The following is a 23,128-nucleotide window of genomic DNA, read 5'->3' as shown; positions in this document are numbered from 1 at the left end:
TTTATGATTGAAATTAAAAATAAACAGATTTTAATAGATGGAAAACCTCAATTAATTATGTGTGGGGAAATTCATTATTTTCGACTCGACAGAGAGGATTGGCAGGACCGAATTGATAAGTTAAAGCTATCTGGATGTAACGCCGTCGCTACTTATGTGCCATGGGTCGCTCATGAATTTGAGGAAGGAAAGATTGATTTAACTGGAGAAACCCGTCCGGATTTAGACTTAAAAGCATTTATTGAGCTCTGTGAGGAGAATGGACTTTATTTCTTCGTTCGCCCAGGTCCTTTTATTATGGCGGAAATGAAAAATGAAGGACTCCCTTACTGGGTATACGAAAAGCATCCGGAGATCATTCCGACCGGATGGGACAAACAGCCAGCTACAACAAAAACGATCGATTATTTGCATCCAGGGTATTTAAGTGACGTGAAGAATTGGTATCGTGCTGTTATGGAGATTGTTGCACCTAAACTTTATCCAAATGGAAATATTATTGCATTTCAGCTTGATAATGAAATAGGTATGCTATCTTGGGTCAGCAATACTCCAGATTTAACAGATTTTGTGTTAGATGATTTTGCAGCATGGTTAACAAGTACCTATGGTCGGGAAGCTTTGGCTAGTCGCTATCCATTTAATGTTGAAGAAAAGGGAATTCGTAACGAGGCGATTCGTTCTCCTAAAGAATCGTATTCTTTGGAGTTAATGAAAGACTTAGGCTATTTTATGAGAAATCGTTTTGCAAGATATATTGCTGTACTTCGTGAATATGCAGAAGAATTTGGAGCGAAGGATGTTCCATTCGTAGTTAATATTCACGGAACAGGCGGTGGACGGGGCTTTACATTCCCGATTGGAATTAGTCAGCTATACGAAACGTATACTCAAGGGCCAGGTTATCTATCTGGATCTGATATATATTTTGGTGATTTGACCGTAGAAACATTCCAAGATTTGTACTTGATTAATGGATTTATGGATTCTGTTCATCTTCCAGATCAGCCGCTAACGTCTGTTGAATTTAACTGTGGTGACGGGAATTTCGGTAATAACTTAAGTGGACGCTACGATCCTTCAGCAGCTGATTTTAAAACAAGAATGTGCGTTGCTCAAGGAAATCGATTGATCAATTACTACTTATTCGCTGGCGGTCGTAACTATCGTTTTGACACATCAAGAGGAGATGGAAATGACCGTATTGCCTTCACAGGAGAGCATCACGGCTTCGCTGCACCTGTAGGGCCAGAAGGAAAATTGAATTATACATTTCCGCGTATGGCGAGATCCATTAAGACAATGATGGCTGTTTCAGATAAGCTAGCAGCGATGGACGAGGAACGTGATAATATTTCTTTTGGATTTATTCCGGATTACTATATGACGGAATACCGCTATCCGGCTAGTGAAAAGATGAGGGCCGTATTATCGAACATTGAAGCTAATCGTGCATATAGCTCTTGGGAAAGCATGGGACGAGCGCTATTATTATCTGGCTACAGATTCGGTGCAATCGATATTCAAAATAAGCCATTATCGATTGATGATACGGAAGTACTAGCTTTACCATCTGCGAAATATATGGCAGCAAATATTCAAAATAAATTAGTCGCCTTTTTAGAGGCAGGCGGAAGGCTTCTTTTGTACGGAGAACTACCACAATTTGATATGGAGGGCAATCCTTGTACAATTTTAGGAGATGCACTTCGTATTAAAGCGGTCAGTGAAAAACGGGATAGCTCTGAATATTATTTGTCATTGAATGCTATGAACTGGGCGGCTCCTCGTCCAGAAACAAGAACTCATTTTGCGCAAGTATTAGTGTCAGATTCCGCGACACCAATTTTGAGCGTGTACGACACAAATGAAGTATGTGCGTATGATGCTGTTGTAGGAAATGGACGAGCAGTTGTAATAGCTGCAGCTTATCCTTGTGATCTAGCTTTTTATAAAAAAGTGTTTGCACAATTGGGGGCAGTAGCTAGGCTTACTCATGATTATGAGGATCATGGCATTTTCAGCACTTCAACGGCGAATGCTGATGAAGAACGCTTTATCCATCTTTTGAATCTCGATGGGTTTGATAAATCGTTAAGAGTTTATCAGGATGAAGAAGCTTTGTTTGGAGGAAGAAAGTTACTCCTCCAAAGTAAAGAAGGAGTTATGCTGGCTATAAATGTGAAGCTTAATGGTATAGGTGAGATTGTCTATTCAACTGCAGAAATCATGCATGTAGGTGAAGACGCGATTGAATTCTATTTAACGCAAGCGGAAGATGTAATAGCGCTTCGAACGGAGAGAGTCGTCTTGGCGAGCGATGATTATGACGTAGTGATTACTGATGGAGTGACATTCATTCATTCTAAAAAGCATGCGAAAGTGGATTCGCAGTTAGTTATAGGATTTGAATAAAGTGGATGATAAAATCCTAGGGGAAATTGAGTTTTCTCCTAGGATTTTTATATAGGTTGGGATTGCTAACTATTTTTAAACACATTGGAGCCCTTGGTCAGTGCAAATATTGTAAGTAAGGTCATCAATGCTGTATATTGCTTCCCTTCCCAGCTATGAAAAGAATTACTTAGGTCACCAATCCACTTATTGGTGACCTAAGTAGTATAAAAATCTGCTTAAAAGGTTATCAATCGGGCTATTGGTGCCCTGAGTACTTTGAAAATTTAATGTGAAGGTCACCAATCCATTTATTAGAAACTAAACCTATGCATCACACGTCTAAAATAAAGCAGGGGAATTTCCATTTCTATTGAATAAGTAGTAGAGAACCTAGAGGGGTGATATCCATGTTGAAAATAAGAAACATAAAAGAATCCGAGATTGAATTTTTAAAAGACATGATGTACGAGTCCATCCACATTCCCGAAAATAAGCCACCTAAAGAAGAATTGCTAAATCTTCCTCATCTAAAAAAATACAATGAAAATTGGGGAAGGGCTGGAGATAGGGCTTTGTTGGCTGAAGACAGTGATGGCAATCCTTTGGGAGCCGCCTGGTACCGATTATTCAATGAACAAAATAAGGGCTATGGCTATGTCGATAGTTTTACACCGGAATTAGGAATTGCAGTTTCTCCCGAAGCAAGAGGGATGGGGATAGGCTCGTTACTAATGAAGGCGTTGATCGAACGAGCGAAGGATGATGGCTTTAAGGGATTGTCTCTAAGCGTAGACCCACATAACGAGCAGGCAGTTCACGTATACAAAAAACTCGGATTTGAGGAATGCGGGTTATCGGGAACATCTGTGACAATGGTATATGATTTTGCCGAATAGTTTCTGAATTTATCAAATCTGGAGAGAAGACAACTTCCTCAAAAATCCATTAGGATTTAAAGAGGGATGAACAATTGTAAGGAGGTAGGGAAATGGGAGATACAAATGAAGCTGCATTCGTAATGTTCTCAACCGCTCATTTTGCGTCAATTATTGTATTATTTCTTTCCCTTTTACTACTTTTAATATTTAGAAAGCTACTACAATCGAGGAAATTACACTGGATTGAGCGAATATTTGCACTGACATTATTGTTGATGGAAATCCTATACCACCTTTGGTTAATTAGAATAGGAAGATGGAGTTTAATAGACTCGCTTCCATTAGAGCTGTGTAGCGTTAGTTTAATCATGGCTATTCTTCTTCTTTGTACTGGAAATAAGCATATTTATGATTTTGTTTTTTACGCTGGGATAGGGGGAGCCATTCAGGCAATTGCAACCCCAGATTTGGATTTGAGTTTCCCTCACTTTAGATACTTTCACTTTTTTTACACCCACATCGGTATTGTTATAACAGCACTTTATTTTACATGGGTGAAAGGATACGCACCCACCTTTAAAGGAATTATAAAGACTCTTGTTATTTTGAATATATTACTTCCCCTCATATTCACAGTTAATTACTTCTTCAATGGGAATTATATGTTTTTAAAAGAGAAGCCCGTAAATGGAAGTTTGCTAGATTTTTTGGGTCCTTATCCTTGGTATATATTATCGCTTGAAGCAGTGGCTTTGGTAATATTCATCATTCTTTGGTTATTATTCAGGAATAATGGATTAGGGGAGCGCAAAAGGATGGGGAGAAATATATAAAAAGGAGATATCCCCTATATTTTTAGAGGTATCTCTTATAAAAGCTGAAATGATTACTTAGCTGGAAAATGGAAAGTTATGTTTTGATTCTTGCAAGGAGTAGCAGGGATTGTATCTAATGTAAAGAACAAATTAAAAAAGCCAATTAAGACTTCCTACAGCAAATAGAAGTGAACCATTAGAAGTAAAAAAGTAATGCATACTTTTATCTTCATTCCATCCAACGCTCCTATCTGAGTAATGTTATTCCTGCAATTAAACATTACCCAATGGATATTAATTTTTAATTGAAAAATTGTAATATATACGTAAATTTTCTGAAAAAAAGGATTTTTAATAATAAGTGAAGAAATACATAACAATATCTTTTTTGAGGAGTGGATAAGGTGACAACGACTCAAGTAGAAATTTTGGAAAAGGAAGAAATCAAGTTGGTTGGTTTTTCTGTAATGGAAAGTCTTAATGATATTCTAGCTAATAGGACAGTGGGGATATTACGGGAGGATTTAGATAAAAGAAAGAATGAGGTTGAAAATCGAGAAGGCGACGGGATATATTTAATTCAGCTTTACTCCGCTGGTGGATGGACACCAGATACACCATTTGAAAACATTGTTGCCGTAAAGGTTTCTTCATTTGCAGAAATTCCTAGTGATATGATAACTCATGTAGTGCCTGCTGGACAGTATGCTAAGTTTGTCCATATTGGTTTAGAATCGGAAATTAGTCATACGTACGATCGTATCAATGATTATGGACCAAGACCATTCGACGTAGAATATTGGGAAGATATCCACTCACTTGAAACGGAAGAAAGTGAGATTGATATATACATACCTGTAAAGTAAGTTAGTTATTTGCACTACTTCTTTAATGAAGTAGTGTTTTTTTATTTATTGTGTAACCTTTTTAATTCTCATTCGTGTTATTGGTGAAGGGAGGAGCAAATGAAGGAATCATTAGAATCGATTTATAATTTTTACTTTCAGGATATTTATCGTTTCCTCCTTTCATTATGTCGAGACCATCATACAGCTGAGGACCTGGTTCAGGAAACATTTTTACGAGCGTATTTGCATGTAGAAGATTATGAAAATACCAGCATTAAGTCATGGTTATTTACAGTAGCTTATCATGCTTTTATTGATTACCAGAGGAAACAAAAGCGAATTGAACTTAAACAAGATGGCTTTTTCTCAAGGCTTTTTGACCGGAAAAAGACTCCTGAGGAAGCGGTCGTTATCCAAGAAGATATACAGGAAATTATTAACCTGCTTGAATATTTGCCAGAAAAGCAAAAACACGCCATTCTACTGCATGATTTTCATGAACTAAGTTATGCAGAGGCAGCGAAGATCATGAACGTGTCATTAGCAAATTTTAAAGTTGTATTATTTCGTGGCAGGCAAGCGATGAGAAGGAAAAAAGGTGAGTGAAAAGATGAGCGAGGAATTTAAAAATAAGTTAGATGCTTATGAGAAAGGTGAATTGCACGGGGATGAGTTAGCTGATTTTGAAAAGGAATTAGAGAAACTAGAATTGTATCAAGAGCATCTTGATGGAAAAAAGTCACAGGCAGTGACCACGATTAATGAAAATAAACAATTAAAGATTCTCAAAAGAAGCAAGTGGAAGGCGCGTTTTCAAACGGCTTTAACTGCGTTAGGCATCTTTATTCTTATCTTGATAATTTCATCTATTTTAACTGCAGTTTATTATTCATGGGGCACACCGGATCGTGGTGATGTTTTTGCTAAAGTGATTGACTATACACTAGCGGTTACAGAACCGGATGGGGAGTTTGGTGGAACAAGCTCGAATGCAAAGCCATTTTTTAGTATGGAGATGGAAAGAGACCTTAAGAAAAAAGTAGGCAGTAATGTAATGAAAGTGGGAGAGTTAAAGGTAAATTTCCTGTTTTCTTTAATGGGTTTTCCAGAAAGAAATTACATGGGGAATGTTTCACAAAACCAACCAATATTTACGTATCCTGGGTTTGATCGCGGTTGGTCGGATTGGGAGAGACTTGAGAAACTTCCTGAAGGTACTGTTGTGTCGGCTTACATTTCTTTTAACAATTTGGAAAGTACAGATGAGGTATACCAACTATTAGGTGAAAAGGACTTTGATATTTCGTGGTTTGCAGTAGACACCGGAGATAGGGGGGAAGAAGCTAGTCTAGATGGTGGTGCTATCCTTGACCCAATTGGTTTCCCAAGCACCCCTATATGGCATGAGGATGATATGAAACTTGATTCTCGAGAGGAAACGAAAGGATTTTTATTTGGAAAAGTCGTTTCGGAGGGTTATTCCTCCCCAAGTTACCAAGAAGGCGACAGCGACATGCTTCACAAACAGTTTTTAAAAACACTTCGTTTTCTAGAAAAACATGAAAAAATGGCAAATAAGCTATATCAAGGTAGAAACTTAGATCTCGAAAATAAACTTCAATACCTTGAAAAGAACGGGATTAAACATTATGGAGTTGTCATCACAGGTCCTACGAAAGAGATATTTAAGCTGAAAAATGAGAAGGCGATTAGTACAATTGAAGTGGATGAGGTTGGATTTTGGAATTGGTAAGAATAGAAGAGGGCAGTATGTCTGCCCTTAGTATATATTCAATCTATATTGTATAAGCAGGCTAATCGATCCTAAGTATTCTTCATTACCAATTCTACTAATTTCTTTAAATCCCAACTTTTTAAGCATGTTTCTTGAACGAACATTCGCCTCGTGTGTTTCTGCGTAAAAAGTTGAGATTCCTAAAACCTTTGATGCATAATCAATCATACATAAAGCAGAATTAAATCCAATACCCTTACCCCATAAAGTGCTTTCACCAATCGCAATGCCTAATTCGGCGGTACTATCTTTAATACGAGCTAAGTCAGCGTATCCAATAATTTTATTATTGAATTCTATACCCATTCGAATGAAATCATCAGCCTTATTATTTACACAATTGAGCCACCATTCATAAATCTCTTCAGGATTTCTATTGTTTTCCCATCCATTAGCTGAGCAAAAAGTTCTGTCCTTGCTCCAATTCAAGACAATATGATAATCATCTACGATTAAAGGTCTTATACTAATCGAATGTGAAACATTAATTTTGCTATCCATTTCGATTCTCCCTAAGTATGGGTAAGAACAAATCCTTATTAGCTAACCATACTAAAAATATCAACAACCCATTCAGGTTTTTCTTCTATGTTGACCTTTTCGCATAAACTTTTATGGACTACTAAAAATTCTGGAATGATCATTTTTATTACAGACATTATTTCGTTCGGTTCCCTATTACTATGCCATTCTTCCAGTAGTGCGATTTGCCAATCTAGTAATTTACTTCTGTCACCTTCTAATTTTGCCCAATCTCCAAAGGCGTTAGGTTGAATTCCAGCATCCATATACCAGGCAGCTACGATGGATAGTCTTAAGCTATCAAGGCAATAAAGGGCGTAATATATTTCTTTTCTCATAACCCTTCGATAGGCCTCGTGTGCGTATGCGAAAAATTTATTTCTCCAAATTTCTACCTCTTGAACATTCGGTTTATAAGATAGTTTCATTGATTCTTCTAGAATATCTTTCATTAGATTATCGGAATCATGGACAATTTTAATATTTTGGAGCCATACTGACGGCTGCAGATCTTGAATTTTGTAATAAAAACTGTCAACTTTAATAAAAGAATGATAGTGAGCAATACTGTGTGAAGCCCAAGGGAAATCTTCAAAAAATAATACTTTACCCCAATTGGTTGCTCTATGCTTTTTATTCTGCCTATACTCTTCAAATACATCATCTTTGACAACAATGCGTAGATCAATATCGGAATATAGGTCGGTATTTTTATTACCTATCGAACCTCCATAATATACTGCTAATACATTAGCATCATTTTTTAAGTCTTTTTGTATTGCATCTAATAATTCCTCACGATGTTTCGGAATAGCTAAGTCTCTTTCTTTATGATTAGTTTCTAATCCCACACATTTCGTACCAGCTCCTTCTCTTTTCCAAATTATAGCAATTTAATCTCGTTTGGTATATCTATAAAATAATATTTTTACCAATAGGAGGAATATATGCTTTTTCCTAGAATTACGGAATAAATGGTAACCATAATTATTGGAAAAATAAGGAGGTTAATAATGATAGATTTCGATAATTTAGAAGGATATCGCGATGCTGTTGCTTATGATCAATTAAACAATCTCGATGGACTAGAAGAAAAGTTTTTCTCTGACCTTGCTCACCAATCCGGTGGTCCAATATTAGATATTGCTTGTGGTACAGGAAGGCTAACAATACCACTGGCTAAACAAGGATACGATTTGACTGGTGTTGATATAACTATCGAAATGCTAGAAGTTGCAAAAAGGAAATCTTCAGCTCAAGATGTTTCGGTAAATTGGATTCATGCTGATATAAGAAATTTTGAAATAAAGAAGAAGTACAAGATGATTTATACGACGGGGAACTCTTTTCAACATTTTTTGGATAGAGAATCGCAAGAGGAAATGCTTCGGACAGTACATAAACATCTTGATCAAGAAGGATTATTTACATTTGAAACAAGGAATCCAGTTCTGTCACTTTTATCAGCTGATGAAGATATAGAAAAGGATGCTGGTTCATATGTAGACAAAGATGGGAATCAAGTTAGCAGCACATACCGACGTTCGTATGATCATAAAAAACAAATAGAACTCTATTTGTTTACCAATCGGATATGGAAGGATCCAACTAATATGATCGAAACAAAAGAACATTTCGCCATTCGCTACTTTTTCCCTCAAGAGCTTGAAAGCTTACTTTACTATAATGGATTTATATTAGAAAAGATGTATGGAAACTTTGATTTAAGTCCATTCCAAGCGGAGAGCCCACTCATGGTGTGTATTTGCCGAAAACGATAAGAATGAGACATGAATTACTAATAAAATCAATAAAGTCGGAGAGATCAGAAAAAAACAGGCTTTCCTTTATCGAAAACAAAAGAACAGACTAACATCCTTTTTAATACAATAAAACATACAAAAACAGGTCGTTTTATTGTACTTTTCACTTAGGAGAAGGAGTGTTAAAAGTGGGAGCTATTACTGGAAAAGACTTCATTGACCGATTAAATCAACGAAAAACAGAAATTTGGTTTAACGGTCAAAAAGTTGATGGGAACATTTCTGAACATCCAGCCTTTAAAGGGGTCATTCATACAAAGGCTTCTCTTTACGACTTGCAGCATGATCCTAAGTTTAAAGAAGAGATGACGTTCTCGCTGCTAGGAAAAAAAAAACGTATTGGGCTTTCTTATTTACAACCCAAAACGAAAGAGGACATAAAAAAAAGAAGAAGAATGATTGAACATTGGGCAAGGCATACGCATGGAATGATGGGGAGAAGTCCTGACTATATGAACTCAGTACTTATGAGTTTTGCCTCCTCTGCTGCTATGTTAAATGAAAGAGAAAACTGTTTTCCTGAAAATATCCAAACACTATATGAAAGAGCAATGGATGAAGACCTTTCGTTTACACATTCATTTATTACTCCCCAAGTAAACCGCTCGCAAATGAATTTGGGATTTTCAAATGAACCAATTTCCGCAAAAGTTGTTGGGAAAAATGAAAAAGGGCTCATTATTAAAGGAGCTCGGCTTCTCGCGACCCAAGGTGGTTTGACTGATGAAATTTTGGTGTTTACGGCTCCTAAGTTATTTTTTGATCCCAAGGAGGCATTCGCCTTTTCCATACCTTCGGACACAGAAGGTTTAAAATTTATTTGTAGAGAGTCTTTTGTTGGTAGTGAATCTACTTTCAATCATCCGCTCAGCTCTAAGTATGAAGAAATGGATTCGATTGTTGTGTTTGACAATGTATTAGTACCGTGGGAACGAGTTTTTTATTATGAGAATGTTGACGTTGCTGTCGACTTCCTGATTAAAAGTTCATTTAATTCTTACGCATATCATCAAGCAATTATTAGGCAAGTGGTAAAAACAGAATTTATTCTAGGTGTAGCAGAACTACTAATTAAAACAATCAATGTGAATGAATACCAGCATATACAGGAAAAGCTTTCTGAAATAATCATAGGACTTGAAACGATGAAAGCCCTATTAGATAAATCAGAAAATGATCCGGAAATTGATGAGTGGGGGTATATGCGTCCAAATATAATCCCCTTGAGAGTAGCTGGTACGATATTCCCTAAAATTTATCCTCGTTTTTGTGAAATCATTCAATTAATTGGTGCAAGCGGAATGGTATCTCTGCCTACAGAAAAAGATTTTGAATCTCCAATAGGAACAGACTTGGATAAATACCTACAAGCAACAAATAGGACCGCTGAGGAACGAGTTAAGCTATTCCGATTGGCATGGGACCTTACAATGAGTCCATTTGGAACGAGACAAATCCAATATGAACGATACTTTTTTGGTGATCCCATTCGATTATCTAGTCAATTGTATAAAAGCTATCCGAAACAGAATAGTGTGGATATCGTTAGTCAATTTTTAGGACTAAAAAATCAATAAAATTTATAGTGGAGGCAAATCGCCTCTTTTTTTATTTGTACTAGACTAATGGGAGCTTTCAGGTTTTAAGTGAATAAAATGGGCTCTTTGAATTTTTGAATTGAATGAAGAATAAAAATGAAAAATCTCCATCGACAATTTTTGGAGTATCTTTATTATTTCGTGAATTAAGAAGTGCAATCAATTTAAAGTAAAGCAAAACGGTGGCCTCCTATTTATTATGTTAGGCTGCTTTTAATTCGATACTTCCCCAAATACACTAATTAAAAGAGATTTCGTAAGATGAATAGCAGTTTTTTCCTACATAAAATAATCTTATATTTAAATATAAGTAAAAAGGTATGTATTATAGGAAATGAATTTGCTATAATGATAAACACGTTAACAGCAAATGGAAAGTGAGGTTCCACTATGTTACAAGTCGTAAATAATATTGCAGAATTAATTGGTGGCACACCACTAGTAAAATTAAATAAGCTGCCAGAAGCCGAAGGGGCTGAGGTATTTGTAAAGCTGGAATATTTTAATCCAAGTCGGAGCGTGAAAGACCGTGCGGCTTATAATATGATTTTAGAGGCAGAAAGAGAAGGTTTATTAAAAGAAGGATCAACCATTATAGAGCCTACATCAGGAAATACGGGAATTGGACTTGCTATGAATGCTGCAGCAAGAGGATATAGAGCAATTATTGTCATGCCTGATTCTTCAACAGCTGAGCGAATAAATATTTTAAAAGCATATGGCGCAGAGGTCGTCCTTACACCTAGTGATGAAAAAATGCCTGGAGCAATAAAAAAAGCGAGAGAGATTGCGGAGACAATTACTAATAGTTTTATCCCAATGCAGTTTGAAAATAATGCAAATCCTGATATTCACAGAAAAACAACTGCACTTGAAATCATTGAGGCATTTAAAGATTACGATAAAAAGTTGAGTGCTTTTATAGGGACATCCGGGACAGGTGGGACAATTACAGGAACGGGAGAGACATTGAAAGACTACGATTCTTCCATTACTGTACACGTTGTTGAACCTGCAGGATCACCCGTTTTGTCAGGTGGAGTACCCGGTAAACATAAACTTGTTGGCACTAGTCCAGGCTTCATTCCGCCAATTTTAAACACTTCTGTATATGATGAAATTTTTCAAATAAAAGATGAAGAAGCATATGAAACGGTTAGGAAACTAGCGAGGATGGAAGGAATCTTGTTAGGACCATCAGGAGGAGCTTCCGTATATGCAGCTTTAAAGGTGGCAAAAAGATTAGCCCCTGATGAAGTAGTTGTCTGTATTGCTCCTGATACAGGGGAGCGATATTTAACGAGTGATCTATTTAGTTAAGCAGGATTAAATCCTGTTTCTTTTTAATCACTAAAGCTGATAAAAACAATGGGAATAATGAAGTATTGTAAATGGGGTGAGAAAATGTATTTAACTATTGATGGAATAGACAAAAGTTTTGTGAATGAAAAAAGTAATAGATTACAAGTATTAGATAATATTAGCTTAAATATTGAAAAAGGAAGCTTTGTGTCAATTGTAGGGCCGTCGGGCTGTGGAAAATCAACATTACTTTATTTAATCGCGGGTCTTGAAAAGGCAGATAAAGGTGAAATTAATATATCAGGAAAGAAGGTTCAGCAACCTGGACCAGATCGAGTTGTTGTGTTTCAAGAAGCTGGACTATTTCCATGGCTAACAGTTTTAGAGAATGTAACGTACGGCCTATTGTTAAAAAAGATGGACAAAAATGAGGCGGAAAAAAAGGCGAAAGATATTTTAAAGATGGTCCATCTAAGCCGATATATTGACGCTTACCCACATCAACTTTCGGGTGGGATGAAACAAAGGGTAGCGATTGCAAGGGCCTTAGTCATGGAACCAGACATTTTACTAATGGATGAACCTTTTTCGGCACTTGATGAGCAAACGAGAATGGTACTGCACAAAGAGCTTTTAGATATTTGGAAAAAAACAAAAGTTACCATTTTTTTTGTAACACATAACATCCGCGAAGCTGTTCTTTTGTCAGAAAAAATTGTTGTATTTGCAACTCGTCCAGGACGAATTAAAGAAATTATTACCGTTCCATCGTCAAAGGAAGGAATCATGCCTGATAGCATAACCCTTCATACAGAACAAAGAATTTTATCTTTATTAGAAAATGAAATTGAAAAAGTGTTAAAGGAGGAAATGGGAGATGAATACAGCTTTGAGACGAATCATCTTCATCGCGATAATAGCGGTGATATGGGAAGTCACATCTAGATTTTCTGGTCTTCCAGATTTCATGTTTCCAAGATTAACACAAGTGTTTGAAACTTTATTCAATGGCTTAATCAATGGTCAAATCGCTACAGCTATTGGAAAAAGTTTTAGCAGGCTCCTAATTGGTTTTGCTATTGCCATTATTTTAGGACTTTTCATGGGATATCTTATCTGGCGATATAAATTTGTGGAAGATACACTTGGTTTTGTCGTTACAGCCCTTCAATCAATTCCTAGTATTGTTTGGTTTCCGTTAGCAATTATATGGTTTGGATTAAATGATTTTGCCATTTTGTTTATTGTGACAATTGGAGCTACATGGACGATGACGGTTAGTGCCACTAGTGGATTTAAAAATGTTCCTACTTTATATCAGCGTGTAGCGAAAACATTCGGATCAAAAGGGTTTCATTTTGTGAGGACGGTCATTTTACCAGCATCGATACCGCAGCTACTTTCTGGATTAAGAATTGCTTGGGCATTTTCATGGCGGGCTCTTATGGCTGGGGAATTATTGGGAGCAGGTGGTGGACTCGGCCAACTGTTAGAAACAGGAAGATCATTAGGTCAGATGGATCTAGTTATTTCCGTCATGATTATTATTGCAGTCATTGGAACAATTATGGACAATGTTGTTTTTATGCGCTTAGAACGTAGTGTACAAACAAAATGGGGTATAAATTGAACTTAATGAAAGGCTCTTTTCTCAAAAAATATAATATTGGGAAATGGATTTGTATCTAAAAATGAATTATTCATCTGAGAAACGAGCTAGTAATAGTAATGCTAAAATTCTTAATTAGTGTAAAAGCCAGCTTTTGTTTTATAAAAACAGCCTTAGGAAAAGGGGAAGAAAAGAAGATGAAAAAGAGATTATTCACTGTATTTATTGCTATATTGTTGGTAGGATTGTTGAATGCTTGCTCCAAAGCAGAGTCAGGAACAGTAAAGATTGGATATTTTCCAAACTTAACTCATATAGCTACAATTGTGGCCCTTGAAAAAGGATACTTTAAAGAAGAATTTGGCGATAAGGTAAAAATTGAAACGAAAACCTTCAATAATGGTGGTTTATTTATGGAAGGTATGGCGACAAAAGCCATTGACGTAGGAACAGTGGGACCTGGACCATTACTAAATTTTTATGTTAAAAATCCAAAGTTTCACCTCATTTCAGGTGCAGTAAATGGTGGAGCTGTTCTTGTAGCAAATGAAAATAGTGGAATAAATGAGCTTAAAGATCTTGATGGCAAAAGAGTTGCTATACCTGTTATTGGAAGTACACAAGACGTGATGCTTAGAAAGGCACTACAAGATGTAAATTTAAAAGTGAAAGAAAACGGCGGTACAGTTGAACTATATGCAGCTGCCCCTGCGGACACAGCAACTTTATTCGTACAAAAATCAGTTGATGCAGCGGCAACACAAGAGCCATGGGGATATGTCCTTGAAACGCAAGCAAAAGGAAAACTTCTTCTAGATTGGGATAAATTTGCATGGGGAAAGGAATCAACCAATACTGTTGTTGCAGCGAGTGAAGATTTTTTAAAAAATAAAGAATTCGTTACAGCCTACTTAAAAGCTCATAAAAGAGCGGTGGATTTCATCCAAGAACATCCAGAAGAAGCGCAGGATCTTGTTGTTAAGCATATTAAAGATTTGACTGGCAAAGAAATTAATAAAGATGAAACGACAGCAGCCTTTAATAGATTACAAGTAACAACGGATGTTAATGAACAAGTTATTCAGGAAATGGCTGATATTAGCAAAGACGCTGGCTATGTACCGAGCAATGATATAAAAGGTTTAATTGATCTTTCATATTTAAAGGATATATCGAAATAAATATTGCATTAGGGGGACGTTTCTAGAGAACTAGAGGCGTCTTTTTCATCTTGAGAAAATTTCACTCAACAACATTATTTCACAGGTTCCAAAAAGGATTTTCTAACAATATATGGAATTGTATTCATAATAAATTTTAATTGCCAGAGGTGTGTGTTATGAGTGAACAAATAGTCGAAACTAGACTAGATGGAAAAATGAAAGCTATACCTGATCTGCAATACGATGGCAGTAGTATTGATGTTCTATATGATTATCATGAAGAGGCTATAAAATGGTACGAAAATCATTTAGGCTGGAAGGTTGAGCAAAAAGAGGATTGGAAAGTTGATCCAAGAGTGGTGCAAGGAAAAATGACTCATATGGGGTATGGAGCATGGTTAGTTTCGTATATTGCAAATGAAAGGCTGCCTTTTCACTTTGCGGAGCGTGGAACCGTTGATTCGAATGTCCGTTTGTGCTTTAAAGCTCGCGATTTAGATAAAGCACATAGTGGTTTTTCCACAAATGGTATCCGAGTCTCAGACATATATGATGGTCCTGGTGGCCATCGCTACTTTGATGCATGGGTTACGTTAGAGGGGATTAAATTTACATTCCAGAATGAATTAGAGAATTCCCTAGTAGCATTTCCTCATTGTGATAATTTTAGGGATACTTGCGTTTTTATTGGTGTAAGTAATTTAGAAAAATCGGTTGAGTGGTATAAGCACTTTGTTGGAATGGAAGTAGAGTCTGAATATATTGAAGATGGCTATGTGATAATGTCATTAGGTGTCAATCATCATCCGGACGGAAAATCAAAATGGATTCTCGTGACGCTGCCGGAAAATGCTTATGTAGGTAAAGTGGATGGTGCCGTTCGTCCAATGTGCTTTATTCATAACCGGGATGAATTTTTTGAATACCATCGTTTTCTTAAAGCTAACGGAGTAGAAGTTGGTGAAATTGGAGGTTTTACAGGACGCGGGATGTCAATGTTCCACTTCTATGATTTAGATGGCAATCGTTTTAATGTAAGTTGTTTTGTGTAAAATTTGCCACGTATTTCTCCTATAAATCTATAATTTTGGAGAAGCTGCGTGGCTCGTTTTTTTATTTGTAAAAAAACCCTATGATATAATGATAAACAGTTGAGTTCATACGGATTAAGGGGGTTTTTAGCATCAATGTCATTCCAAAAAGTTGAAGAATTTCTTAATGACCAAAATAAGTCTATACAATCACTCTATAAACCAATTCTCTTTAACCATTGGATGTCGGCGACAACAGGTGATAAAGAGTGGAGCGACAAACATGAACAGTCCTTGAAGAAATACTTTGCCCACTTCGCCGATCAAGAGGCATATCAAAAAGTTGTAGCATTAAAAAAAGAGAAGTCCCTTACTCCGCTTCAGGCACGCCAACTGGGCGATTTATACAATAAAATGGTGAAAAATCAACTAGATCAAAGCGAACTAGGTAAAACGTTAGAACTTGAAAAAAATATATCATATGTTTTTAATACATATCGACCTACACTTACTGGAAAACAAGTAACGAATAATGATCTCTTACATATTCTTAAAAATAGTAATGATAATGAGGAAAGAAAAGAAGCGTGGCTAGCTAGTAAACAAGTGGGAAAGAAGATAGAACAAGATCTTTTGAAATTAATACATAAACGAAATAACGATGCACAAGCATTGGGATATAATAACTTTTATGAAATGAGTTTAGCTACTCAAGAATTGGATATGAATACGGTTTTTAGTGTTTTTAAACAATTGAAGGACATATCAGATGAACCTTTCCGCTTAATGAAAGAGGAAATAGACGCAGAACGTGCTGAAGTTTTTGGTGTTAAAAAAGAGGAACTGCGCCCTTGGCATTATGTAGATCCGTTTTTTCAGGAAGCTCAACCTGTCAGTGGTGTAGATGTTGATCAATTTTATAGAGGTAAAGACCTAGAGAAAATTATATCAAATACCTTCAAATCAATGGGGTTAGATATTGATGATATTCTTCTGAGAAGTGATTTGTATCCTCGTGAAAATAAAAATCCATTTGGTTTTTGTACGAATATTGATCGCATAGATGATATAAGGGTTCTCGTAAATCTTGACGAAAGTGTGTATTGGGCAACCGCCTTATTACATGAGTTTGGACATGCCGCATATTTCAAATATATTGATGATACATTGCCATTTTTATTAAGGTTTCACTCACACTCATTAACTACAGAAGCGGTAGCCTTGTTTTATGGAAGACTAACGAAAAATGTTGAATGGCAAAAACGTTTCCTAGAAGTAAATGAAGAAGAGCTAATGGAAAAATTGCCTGCAATTGAGAAAATGCTACAACGACAAATGTTAGTTTCTGCTAGATGGATGATGACATTTTCTTTTTTTGAAAGGCAATTATATGAAAATCCAAATCAAGACTTAAATCGATTATGGTGGGATTTAGTAAAGGATATCCAATATGTTAATCCCCCTGAAGATACAAGCTATCCTGATTGGGCTTCGAAAATGCATTTTTCATTAGCACCTGCCACTTACCAAGACTATTTACTAGGTGAATTAATGGCGTCTCAGCTGCAACATTATATTGAAACGAATATTTCTTCAGACTTATTTAGGCCAGAAGTCGGAACGTTTTTAAAAGATGATTTCTTCAAATATGGAGCTTCATTACAGTGGAATGAAAAAATAAAAAAGGCGACCGGGGACTACTTAAATCCTGTATATTTCATTAAGCAGTTTTTAAATTAAGCTATTCTTAATAATAGAAGGGGAGTAAGGAATGGAACACCAACTGTTTTCGCACAAGCAATTAGCTGCATCATGTTTCAACAAAGTATGGGACTATCTAGATAAAGAAGTTCTGTCCCCTGAAGAAAAAGAAGAAATGATTCACCTTTGCCACAGTTCATTTTGGCATTGGACTCAAGTTGAAGATCATACGAGGCAAAACATTTCCATCGGCTATTGGCAGCTTTCACGTGTATATGCTGTAGTTGGTCAAGGTGAGAGTGCTTTGTTCTATGCGAAACGCTGTATAACGGTAGGAACAAGCGCTAATCTCAATCCATTTTATATTGGGTATGGATATGAAGCAGCGGCAAGGGCTTTTTCCACCTTGAAGCAATTTGAACAGTGTAAGGAAATGATGAAACAAGCTCATGATTATGTTGAAAAAATTGTGGATAACGAAAATAAGCAGTTATTACTAAATGATTTAAATAGCATTCCCTATTCAGTTTGAGAAAAAAGAACTAGGATAAAGAATTCTCCTCATGTCTAACTCATATAATGTATTGACTAATTATATGAGGAGGTTTTATATGGGGATCAAGTTGATTAAAATAGCAGTTGTTTATTTTTTGATCGGAATTTCTTTTGGACTCTATATGTCTCTCACCCATGTTTTTAAACTAGCTACGGTACATGTGCATATTAATTTACTTGGCTGGATGTCCCTTTCGATTGCTGGTATTTTTTATATTTTATTTCCGAAGCTTGCAGAGACATCTGCTGCCAAAGTCCATTTCTGGTTACACAATATCGGTCTACCAGTTATGATGATTAGCATTGCACTGGCGATATTGGATGTGAGTCCTATCTTTTTCCTCATTGCCACGATAGGTGGAGTTGTAACGGTAATTGGTATCTTTTGTTTCGGTTATAATGTGTTGAAAAATTTAAGTTCTTAAAAAACTGAGCATCCTTTTAAAAAGGATGCTTTTTTCATTGTTTAAGATAAACAATTTACAAAATTTCAAGAAAACATTAAGGGTGTTGTTAACAAACATATATGTTGAAAGACTATCTATATACACTTAAGCAAGTTAGATGACTATTGCCTGAAACAAATACTAATATGCTATTTTTTAAAAAATATACTTGCCTTTGACGTTACGTCACGGGTTAGGGTTATGATAAGGCTATATTAGATAGATAGGAGGGGGAGCGGGATAGTGAAGGATGAAAAATTATATTATCGTATCGGTCAATTTGCTAAAATGGCAGGTGTTACCAAACGAACGTTGCGTTATTATGATCGCATAGGTTTACTAGAGCCTAGGAAAGTTTCCGAATCAGGTCATCGTTTGTATGCAGATGGTGATCTTGTAAGGCTGGAACAAATCATGACTTTAAAATTTATCGGTTTTTCCCTTGCTCAGATTAGGAGTATTGTAGATATGAGCGATATGAATTTAGCGGTGGTTCTCTCTATGCAGCGGGAATGGATGGAGGATAATATTAAACGCATGCAGTTAGCCCTTCAAGCCATTAAGGAAGCCGAAAGGATAATCGAATACGGGCAGGAAGAAACTGCCGAGCAATTAAAACGAATTATTGAGGTGGTTGAGATGGCAACGAACAGAGATTGGTCAAGTGAATTCCTTTTGGCTGCTATTAACTATAATGAGGAAAAGGCGAAGACCATATTGGCTGCAAATCATGAAATTCCAACGTTGAGTATTTACGTAGCAGCTGCTTTGGGTGAAGCTAAAATTGTTCAGGAGATGCTAGAGAAGGATGCCTCTCTAGCGGTGAAACCAGGAGGACCGGAGAATTGGGAACCGTTGCTTTATTTATGTTTTTCTTGTTTTCTTAAGAAACGGGAGTACGAGGAACGATTTGTGCAGACTGCTAAGTTGTTAATTGAGTACGGAGCGGATGTCAACTCTTCTTATACACAAAAAGATGATCCACACGAACGTCAGCTTAGTTGTTTATATGGGGTTGCGGGAATTGCAGGGAATGCTGCTGTAGCCGAAATTTTACTTGCAGAAGGGGCTAATCCGAATGATGGGGAGTCTTTGTACCATGCTGCGGAACTGCCTGAATATGAATGTTTGGAAGTACTGTATCGGTATGGGGCGGACTTGAATGCAACACCGGCATTATTCCGAAAATTGGACTTTGATGATTATTTCGGAGTGAAATGGTTTTTAGAACATGGAGCTGATCCGAATCTGACATTAGGAGATCAAGGTACTACACTTCACTGGGCGGTATATCGCGATCGTTCAGTTGCGACTATAGAACTTTTGCTAAAACACGGAGCACAGGTAAATTTGAAAACACCTGATGGCAAGACGGCGTATACGTTGGCCACGCGATTTGGACGTACGGATATAATTGATATACTTTGTAGGCATGGGGCAGTGACCGATGTTGAAAATGTCGATCGCCTTTTCGGAGCGTATGCTGTAGTTGACGAACCTACTGTTCATGGCATGATAAAGAATGAACCGACACTAATTTCATCTTTATCTTATAACGATCAACTAATGCTACTAGAATTTGCCGAGTTGAATAAAGCTGAAACGGTAAGTCTGATGCTCAATACCGGTTTTGATCATACGGTACAAAAAGGGGTGGGTACAGCACTACATATTGCAGCATGGTTTGGACATATCGAAACAGTACAGGTTCTGATTAATCATGGAGCATCATTGACTTTGCAAAATGTTTATGGAGGAACACCATTGGGCAGTGCAATCCATGGGTCTATCCATTGCAATCCCTCTAGAGAAGGATCTCACGCCGCTGTTGTAGAGGCTTTAATTCTAGCAGGAGCCGAGGTGCCAGCTAAGGCTGTGGGTAACAAAGAAGTATTTGAAATATTACAGAAGTACGGTGCTGAATAATAACAAAAAGTGTAAAAAAATGAGATAAAACATCATTGCCTGTTTTTTGCTAGATACAGCAGCAGTAAAAGAAACCTTATTTTTTCGGAGTAATAATTTTATACAATATTTTAGTGGTAAGAAGAATAAGCATTCTCTATTTGATTGAATAAGAGGATGCTTGTTTCATTTTTATATAAAGGATTTAAAAAGATTAAGGAGAATTAATCTATACAGAAATAATTAGATTGGGGTAAATAAAGTTGCAAACAAACATATATTTTGTTAGACACGCTCATTCCACTTACACACCTGATGAGTTAAGAAGGCCGTTGTCGGAACGTGGTTTAAGGGATGCCCAATCAGTCACAGATGTACTTAAAAGTGAAAGTATTGATTATGTTATATCTAGCCCTTATAAACGTGCAATTCAAACAGTGGAAGGGATTGCGAAATTGATTGATAAGGAGATTATCATAGAAGAGGATTTCAAGGAAAGAAAACTGGCAGAAGGGTCTGTGGCAGATTTCAGAGAAGCGATTAAGAAAGTATGGGCAGATCCGGATTTTTCTTGGAAAGGTGGAGAATCAAATAATTATGCACAAAAAAGGGGAGTAGAAATTACCCTTGAGGTACTCAAAAATTACGAAGGAAGGAATATCGTTATCGGAACTCATGGAAATATTATGGTTCTCATTATGAATTACTTTGATACAATATTTGATTTTACCTTTTGGCAAAAACTTGATATGCCTGACATTTATAAATTAACTTTTTCTGGACGGGAGCTTATAGGTGTCAATCGAATTTGGGGAGCTGATAATAATGGTTAAACCAGATCCAAAAACAGCAGCTGCACAATTTGTTGCAGAGCATTTCCCGGATTGTCAAGGTGCGGTTTTGGCAGGGAGTGTTGTAAGGGGGGAAGCAACGGAAACCTCGGATCTAGATATTGTTATTTTTGATGAAAGTTTACAGTCCTCTTTCAGGGAATCATTAACAGCGTTTGGATGGCCAATCGAAATCTTTGTCCACAATCTTTTCTCTTATAGATATTTTTTCGAAATGGATTGTAAGGATGCTATTCCTTCGATGCCGAGAATGGTTTCCGAAGGGATTGTTCTAAAGGATAGTGGGATTATTCAATCAATAAAAGAGGAAGCAAATGCATTATTAAGTAAAGGTCCAGAGAGGTGGTCCGCAGAAACGATAATCGAAAAACGTTACTTTATTACGGATGTCTTGGATGATTTTATTGGGAGCACTATTCGGGCAGAACAAATTTTTATTGCAAATACACTTTCAAATAAAATCCAAGAATTTGTTTTGCGAACTAATGGGCATTGGATGGGAACATCAAAGTGGGTTGTTCGTGCGTTAAAGATGTATGATGAAAAGTTTGCCGAGGAGTTTGTAAATGCTTTTGATGAATTTTATAAATCTGGTAAGAAAGATAAAATCATTACGATCGTTGATAAAGTATTAGAGCCGTATGGGGGAAGATTCTTTGACGGTTTTTTGCTTGGGAATAAAATATTCAACAGATAGTTGAATCCATCAATTCAACCAACAGTTGATAGGATGATGGGGGAGAGCATGCTACGATAATATTGACAGTGCGCGCTGTACTTATACACAAATGGAGGAGTTAATATGCTCGATACGAGAAAAATTGGTGCATATATTTCCAAGCTTCGAAAAGATCAAGATATGACGCAAATGGAATTGGCGGAACAACTCAATGTCAGCCATCAAGCTGTTTCTAAATGGGAGCGGGGTGAGTCTCTACCTGATATCGGAACACTTCCTGTTCTGGCGCAATTATTTGGCCAAACAGTTGATGATATAATGAACGGTGGAGCTGCAATTGAAAATCGAAAATATCAACATATCGGTAAAATCGTTGAAAAGATGTCTGAGGATAAGACTGAAGAGGTTGCGGAGCTAATCAATACAGGTGAAGTAGATGTAGAAGAACTCGTTGACGTTGCTCCAATTGTAAAAACAAGCAAACTGAAAAAAGTTACCGAGAATTTAGATGCAGACCGTTTCAATACAGATATCATAGTAAGACTTGCTCCTTTCCTAGACTCGGAAACGTTGGACGAACTTGTTGAACATGCAATTAAAGGCGAAGTTCAATGGGATATCGTTATAAAAATAGCACCATTTCTTGGCCAAGGCGCATTGAATCAATTAGTTGACAAATCAATTGATGGAACGATTGATGTACAAGAGATAGTGAGACTTGCACCATTTCTCGGAAGGGATCAATTGGATAAGTTAGTTCACCATGCAGAAGAAGGGAGTTTTAGTTGGAATATCGTCCAGTCACTCGCTCCTTTTATTAGTAAAGAAACATTAGGCCGCCTCGTTAATCAGGTAGTGGATGGTAAGTTAGAGGCTAGTCGGATTGTAAGTCTTGCTCCTTTTTTAGGTAAGGAGCATATCGATAAATTGATTAATGAGGTTGAAATGGAAAATCTGAACCCAGATATTCTGGCCAGTCTTGCTCCGTTTATTGATCAAGGAACGCTAAGGAATTTGGTGACTAGCTTGATAGCGAGGAGTTAGGAAGATATATAATAAATGATACTAATAATAAAAAGGTGTCCAGATTAATTTGATGTGCACCCCAAAAGTTAGAGTCAAAATCTAACTTTTGGGGTGTTTTTTATGGTTAAATATGCGGATAACTTTAAGGCGATGGTAGTGAATGAATACCTCAAAGGGACGCTTG

The 23,128-nt window shown here is 36.7% G+C and carries 22 protein-coding genes; 20 read left to right on the top strand and 2 right to left on the bottom strand.

Translation table 11 applies throughout. From position 1 onward, the window contains the following. Nucleotides 1-3: 3 nt before the first annotated feature. The 6 genes from MT489_RS17130 (at nucleotide 4) to MT489_RS17105 (ending at nucleotide 6,691) form a co-directional block, all read left to right on the top strand. Entirely contained in the window at nucleotides 4-2,415 is a 2,412-nt protein-coding gene (locus tag MT489_RS17130) for a beta-galactosidase (RefSeq protein ID WP_244682790.1), read from the top strand. Nucleotides 2,416-2,804: 389 nt separating this feature from the next. Then, nucleotides 2,805-3,293 (top strand): GNAT family N-acetyltransferase, encoded by a 489-nt coding sequence (locus tag MT489_RS17125; protein WP_244682789.1) that lies wholly within the window; start codon nucleotides 2,805-2,807, stop codon nucleotides 3,291-3,293. A gap of 92 nt (nucleotides 3,294-3,385) precedes the next feature. Next, complete coding sequence (locus MT489_RS17120) at nucleotides 3,386-4,108, top strand: YwaF family protein (RefSeq protein ID WP_244682788.1); 723 nt, start codon at nucleotides 3,386-3,388, stop codon at nucleotides 4,106-4,108. Nucleotides 4,109-4,494: 386 nt separating this feature from the next. Next, entirely contained in the window at nucleotides 4,495-4,956 is a 462-nt protein-coding gene (locus MT489_RS17115) for a GyrI-like domain-containing protein (RefSeq protein ID WP_244682787.1), read from the top strand. Nucleotides 4,957-5,055: 99 nt separating this feature from the next. Further along, a complete protein-coding gene (locus tag MT489_RS17110) occupies nucleotides 5,056-5,544 on the top strand; it encodes a sigma-70 family RNA polymerase sigma factor (RefSeq protein ID WP_244682786.1) in 489 nt (162 codons plus the stop codon). Continuing rightward, on the top strand, nucleotides 5,537-6,691 hold the full coding sequence (locus tag MT489_RS17105; RefSeq protein ID WP_244682785.1) for an anti-sigma factor: 1,155 nt from the start codon (nucleotides 5,537-5,539) through the stop codon (nucleotides 6,689-6,691). Before MT489_RS17110 ends, MT489_RS17105 begins: the two co-directional genes overlap by 8 nt. Nucleotides 6,692-6,718: 27 nt before the next feature. Here MT489_RS17105 and MT489_RS17100 read toward each other — a convergent pair whose 3' ends face one another. After that, a complete protein-coding gene (locus tag MT489_RS17100) occupies nucleotides 6,719-7,234 on the bottom strand; it encodes a GNAT family N-acetyltransferase (protein ID WP_244682784.1) in 516 nt (171 codons plus the stop codon). 38 nt (nucleotides 7,235-7,272) lie between these two features. Continuing rightward, nucleotides 7,273-8,106, bottom strand: a complete 834-nt coding sequence (locus MT489_RS17095) for an aminoglycoside 6-adenylyltransferase (protein WP_244682783.1) — start codon at nucleotides 8,104-8,106, stop codon at nucleotides 7,273-7,275. Nucleotides 8,107-8,268: 162 nt separating this feature from the next. Between MT489_RS17095 and MT489_RS17090 the strand changes: the two genes are divergently transcribed. The 14 genes from MT489_RS17090 to MT489_RS17025 all read left to right on the top strand — a co-directional run bounded on the left by MT489_RS17090 (nucleotide 8,269) and on the right by MT489_RS17025 (nucleotide 22,962). Next, a complete protein-coding gene (locus MT489_RS17090; RefSeq protein WP_244682782.1) occupies nucleotides 8,269-9,036 on the top strand; it encodes a class I SAM-dependent DNA methyltransferase in 768 nt (255 codons plus the stop codon). Nucleotides 9,037-9,206: 170 nt separating this feature from the next. Further along, entirely contained in the window at nucleotides 9,207-10,655 is a 1,449-nt protein-coding gene (gene hpaB / locus MT489_RS17085) for a 4-hydroxyphenylacetate 3-monooxygenase, oxygenase component (protein WP_244682781.1), read from the top strand. Nucleotides 10,656-11,066: 411 nt separating this feature from the next. Next, nucleotides 11,067-11,996 carry a cysteine synthase A gene (cysK, locus tag MT489_RS17080; RefSeq protein ID WP_244682780.1) on the top strand — a complete coding sequence of 310 codons (930 nt, stop codon included), beginning with the start codon at nucleotides 11,067-11,069 and terminating at the stop codon, nucleotides 11,994-11,996. Nucleotides 11,997-12,080: 84 nt separating this feature from the next. Continuing rightward, the gene (locus MT489_RS17075; protein WP_244682779.1) at nucleotides 12,081-12,923 is read left to right on the top strand and encodes an ABC transporter ATP-binding protein; all 843 of its coding nucleotides are present in this window, start codon (nucleotides 12,081-12,083) and stop codon (nucleotides 12,921-12,923) included. After that, nucleotides 12,856-13,608 (top strand): ABC transporter permease, encoded by a 753-nt coding sequence (locus tag MT489_RS17070; RefSeq protein WP_244682778.1) that lies wholly within the window; start codon nucleotides 12,856-12,858, stop codon nucleotides 13,606-13,608. The genes MT489_RS17075 and MT489_RS17070 overlap by 68 nt, the downstream gene beginning before the upstream one ends. Before the next feature lie 176 nt (nucleotides 13,609-13,784). After that, nucleotides 13,785-14,768 carry an aliphatic sulfonate ABC transporter substrate-binding protein gene (locus MT489_RS17065; protein ID WP_244682777.1) on the top strand — a complete coding sequence of 328 codons (984 nt, stop codon included), beginning with the start codon at nucleotides 13,785-13,787 and terminating at the stop codon, nucleotides 14,766-14,768. A gap of 158 nt (nucleotides 14,769-14,926) precedes the next feature. Continuing rightward, entirely contained in the window at nucleotides 14,927-15,802 is an 876-nt protein-coding gene (locus MT489_RS17060; RefSeq protein ID WP_244682776.1) for a VOC family protein, read from the top strand. 135 nt (nucleotides 15,803-15,937) lie between these two features. Further along, nucleotides 15,938-17,521, top strand: coding sequence for a M3 family metallopeptidase (locus MT489_RS17055; protein ID WP_244682775.1), 1,584 nt, complete (start codon nucleotides 15,938-15,940; stop codon nucleotides 17,519-17,521). A 31-nt stretch (nucleotides 17,522-17,552) separates the two neighbouring features. Beyond that, nucleotides 17,553-18,014, top strand: a complete 462-nt coding sequence (locus tag MT489_RS17050; RefSeq protein ID WP_244682774.1) for a hypothetical protein — start codon at nucleotides 17,553-17,555, stop codon at nucleotides 18,012-18,014. A gap of 79 nt (nucleotides 18,015-18,093) precedes the next feature. Then, nucleotides 18,094-18,462, top strand: a complete 369-nt coding sequence (locus MT489_RS17045; RefSeq protein WP_244682773.1) for a cytochrome-c oxidase — start codon at nucleotides 18,094-18,096, stop codon at nucleotides 18,460-18,462. A gap of 264 nt (nucleotides 18,463-18,726) precedes the next feature. Further along, nucleotides 18,727-20,409, top strand: a complete 1,683-nt coding sequence (locus MT489_RS17040) for an ankyrin repeat domain-containing protein (RefSeq protein ID WP_307416091.1) — start codon at nucleotides 18,727-18,729, stop codon at nucleotides 20,407-20,409. Nucleotides 20,410-20,651: 242 nt separating this feature from the next. Continuing rightward, nucleotides 20,652-21,221: a histidine phosphatase family protein gene (locus MT489_RS17035; protein ID WP_244682771.1), complete on the top strand. Its 570-nt coding sequence runs from the start codon at nucleotides 20,652-20,654 to the stop codon at nucleotides 21,219-21,221. Next, nucleotides 21,214-21,936 (top strand): nucleotidyltransferase domain-containing protein, encoded by a 723-nt coding sequence (locus MT489_RS17030; RefSeq protein ID WP_244682770.1) that lies wholly within the window; start codon nucleotides 21,214-21,216, stop codon nucleotides 21,934-21,936. The genes MT489_RS17035 and MT489_RS17030 overlap by 8 nt, the downstream gene beginning before the upstream one ends. A 105-nt stretch (nucleotides 21,937-22,041) precedes the next feature. Then, nucleotides 22,042-22,962, top strand: a complete 921-nt coding sequence (locus MT489_RS17025; RefSeq protein ID WP_244682769.1) for a helix-turn-helix domain-containing protein — start codon at nucleotides 22,042-22,044, stop codon at nucleotides 22,960-22,962. The last annotated feature ends 166 nt before the right edge of the window (nucleotides 22,963-23,128 follow it).

Origin of the sequence: Lederbergia wuyishanensis, assembly GCF_022900255.1 — a bacterium.
GTDB lineage: Bacteria > Bacillota > Bacilli > Bacillales > Bacillaceae_C > Lederbergia > Lederbergia wuyishanensis.
Note: the sequence above shows the minus strand (reverse complement) of the source record. Positions and strands in the feature narration are given on the sequence as shown.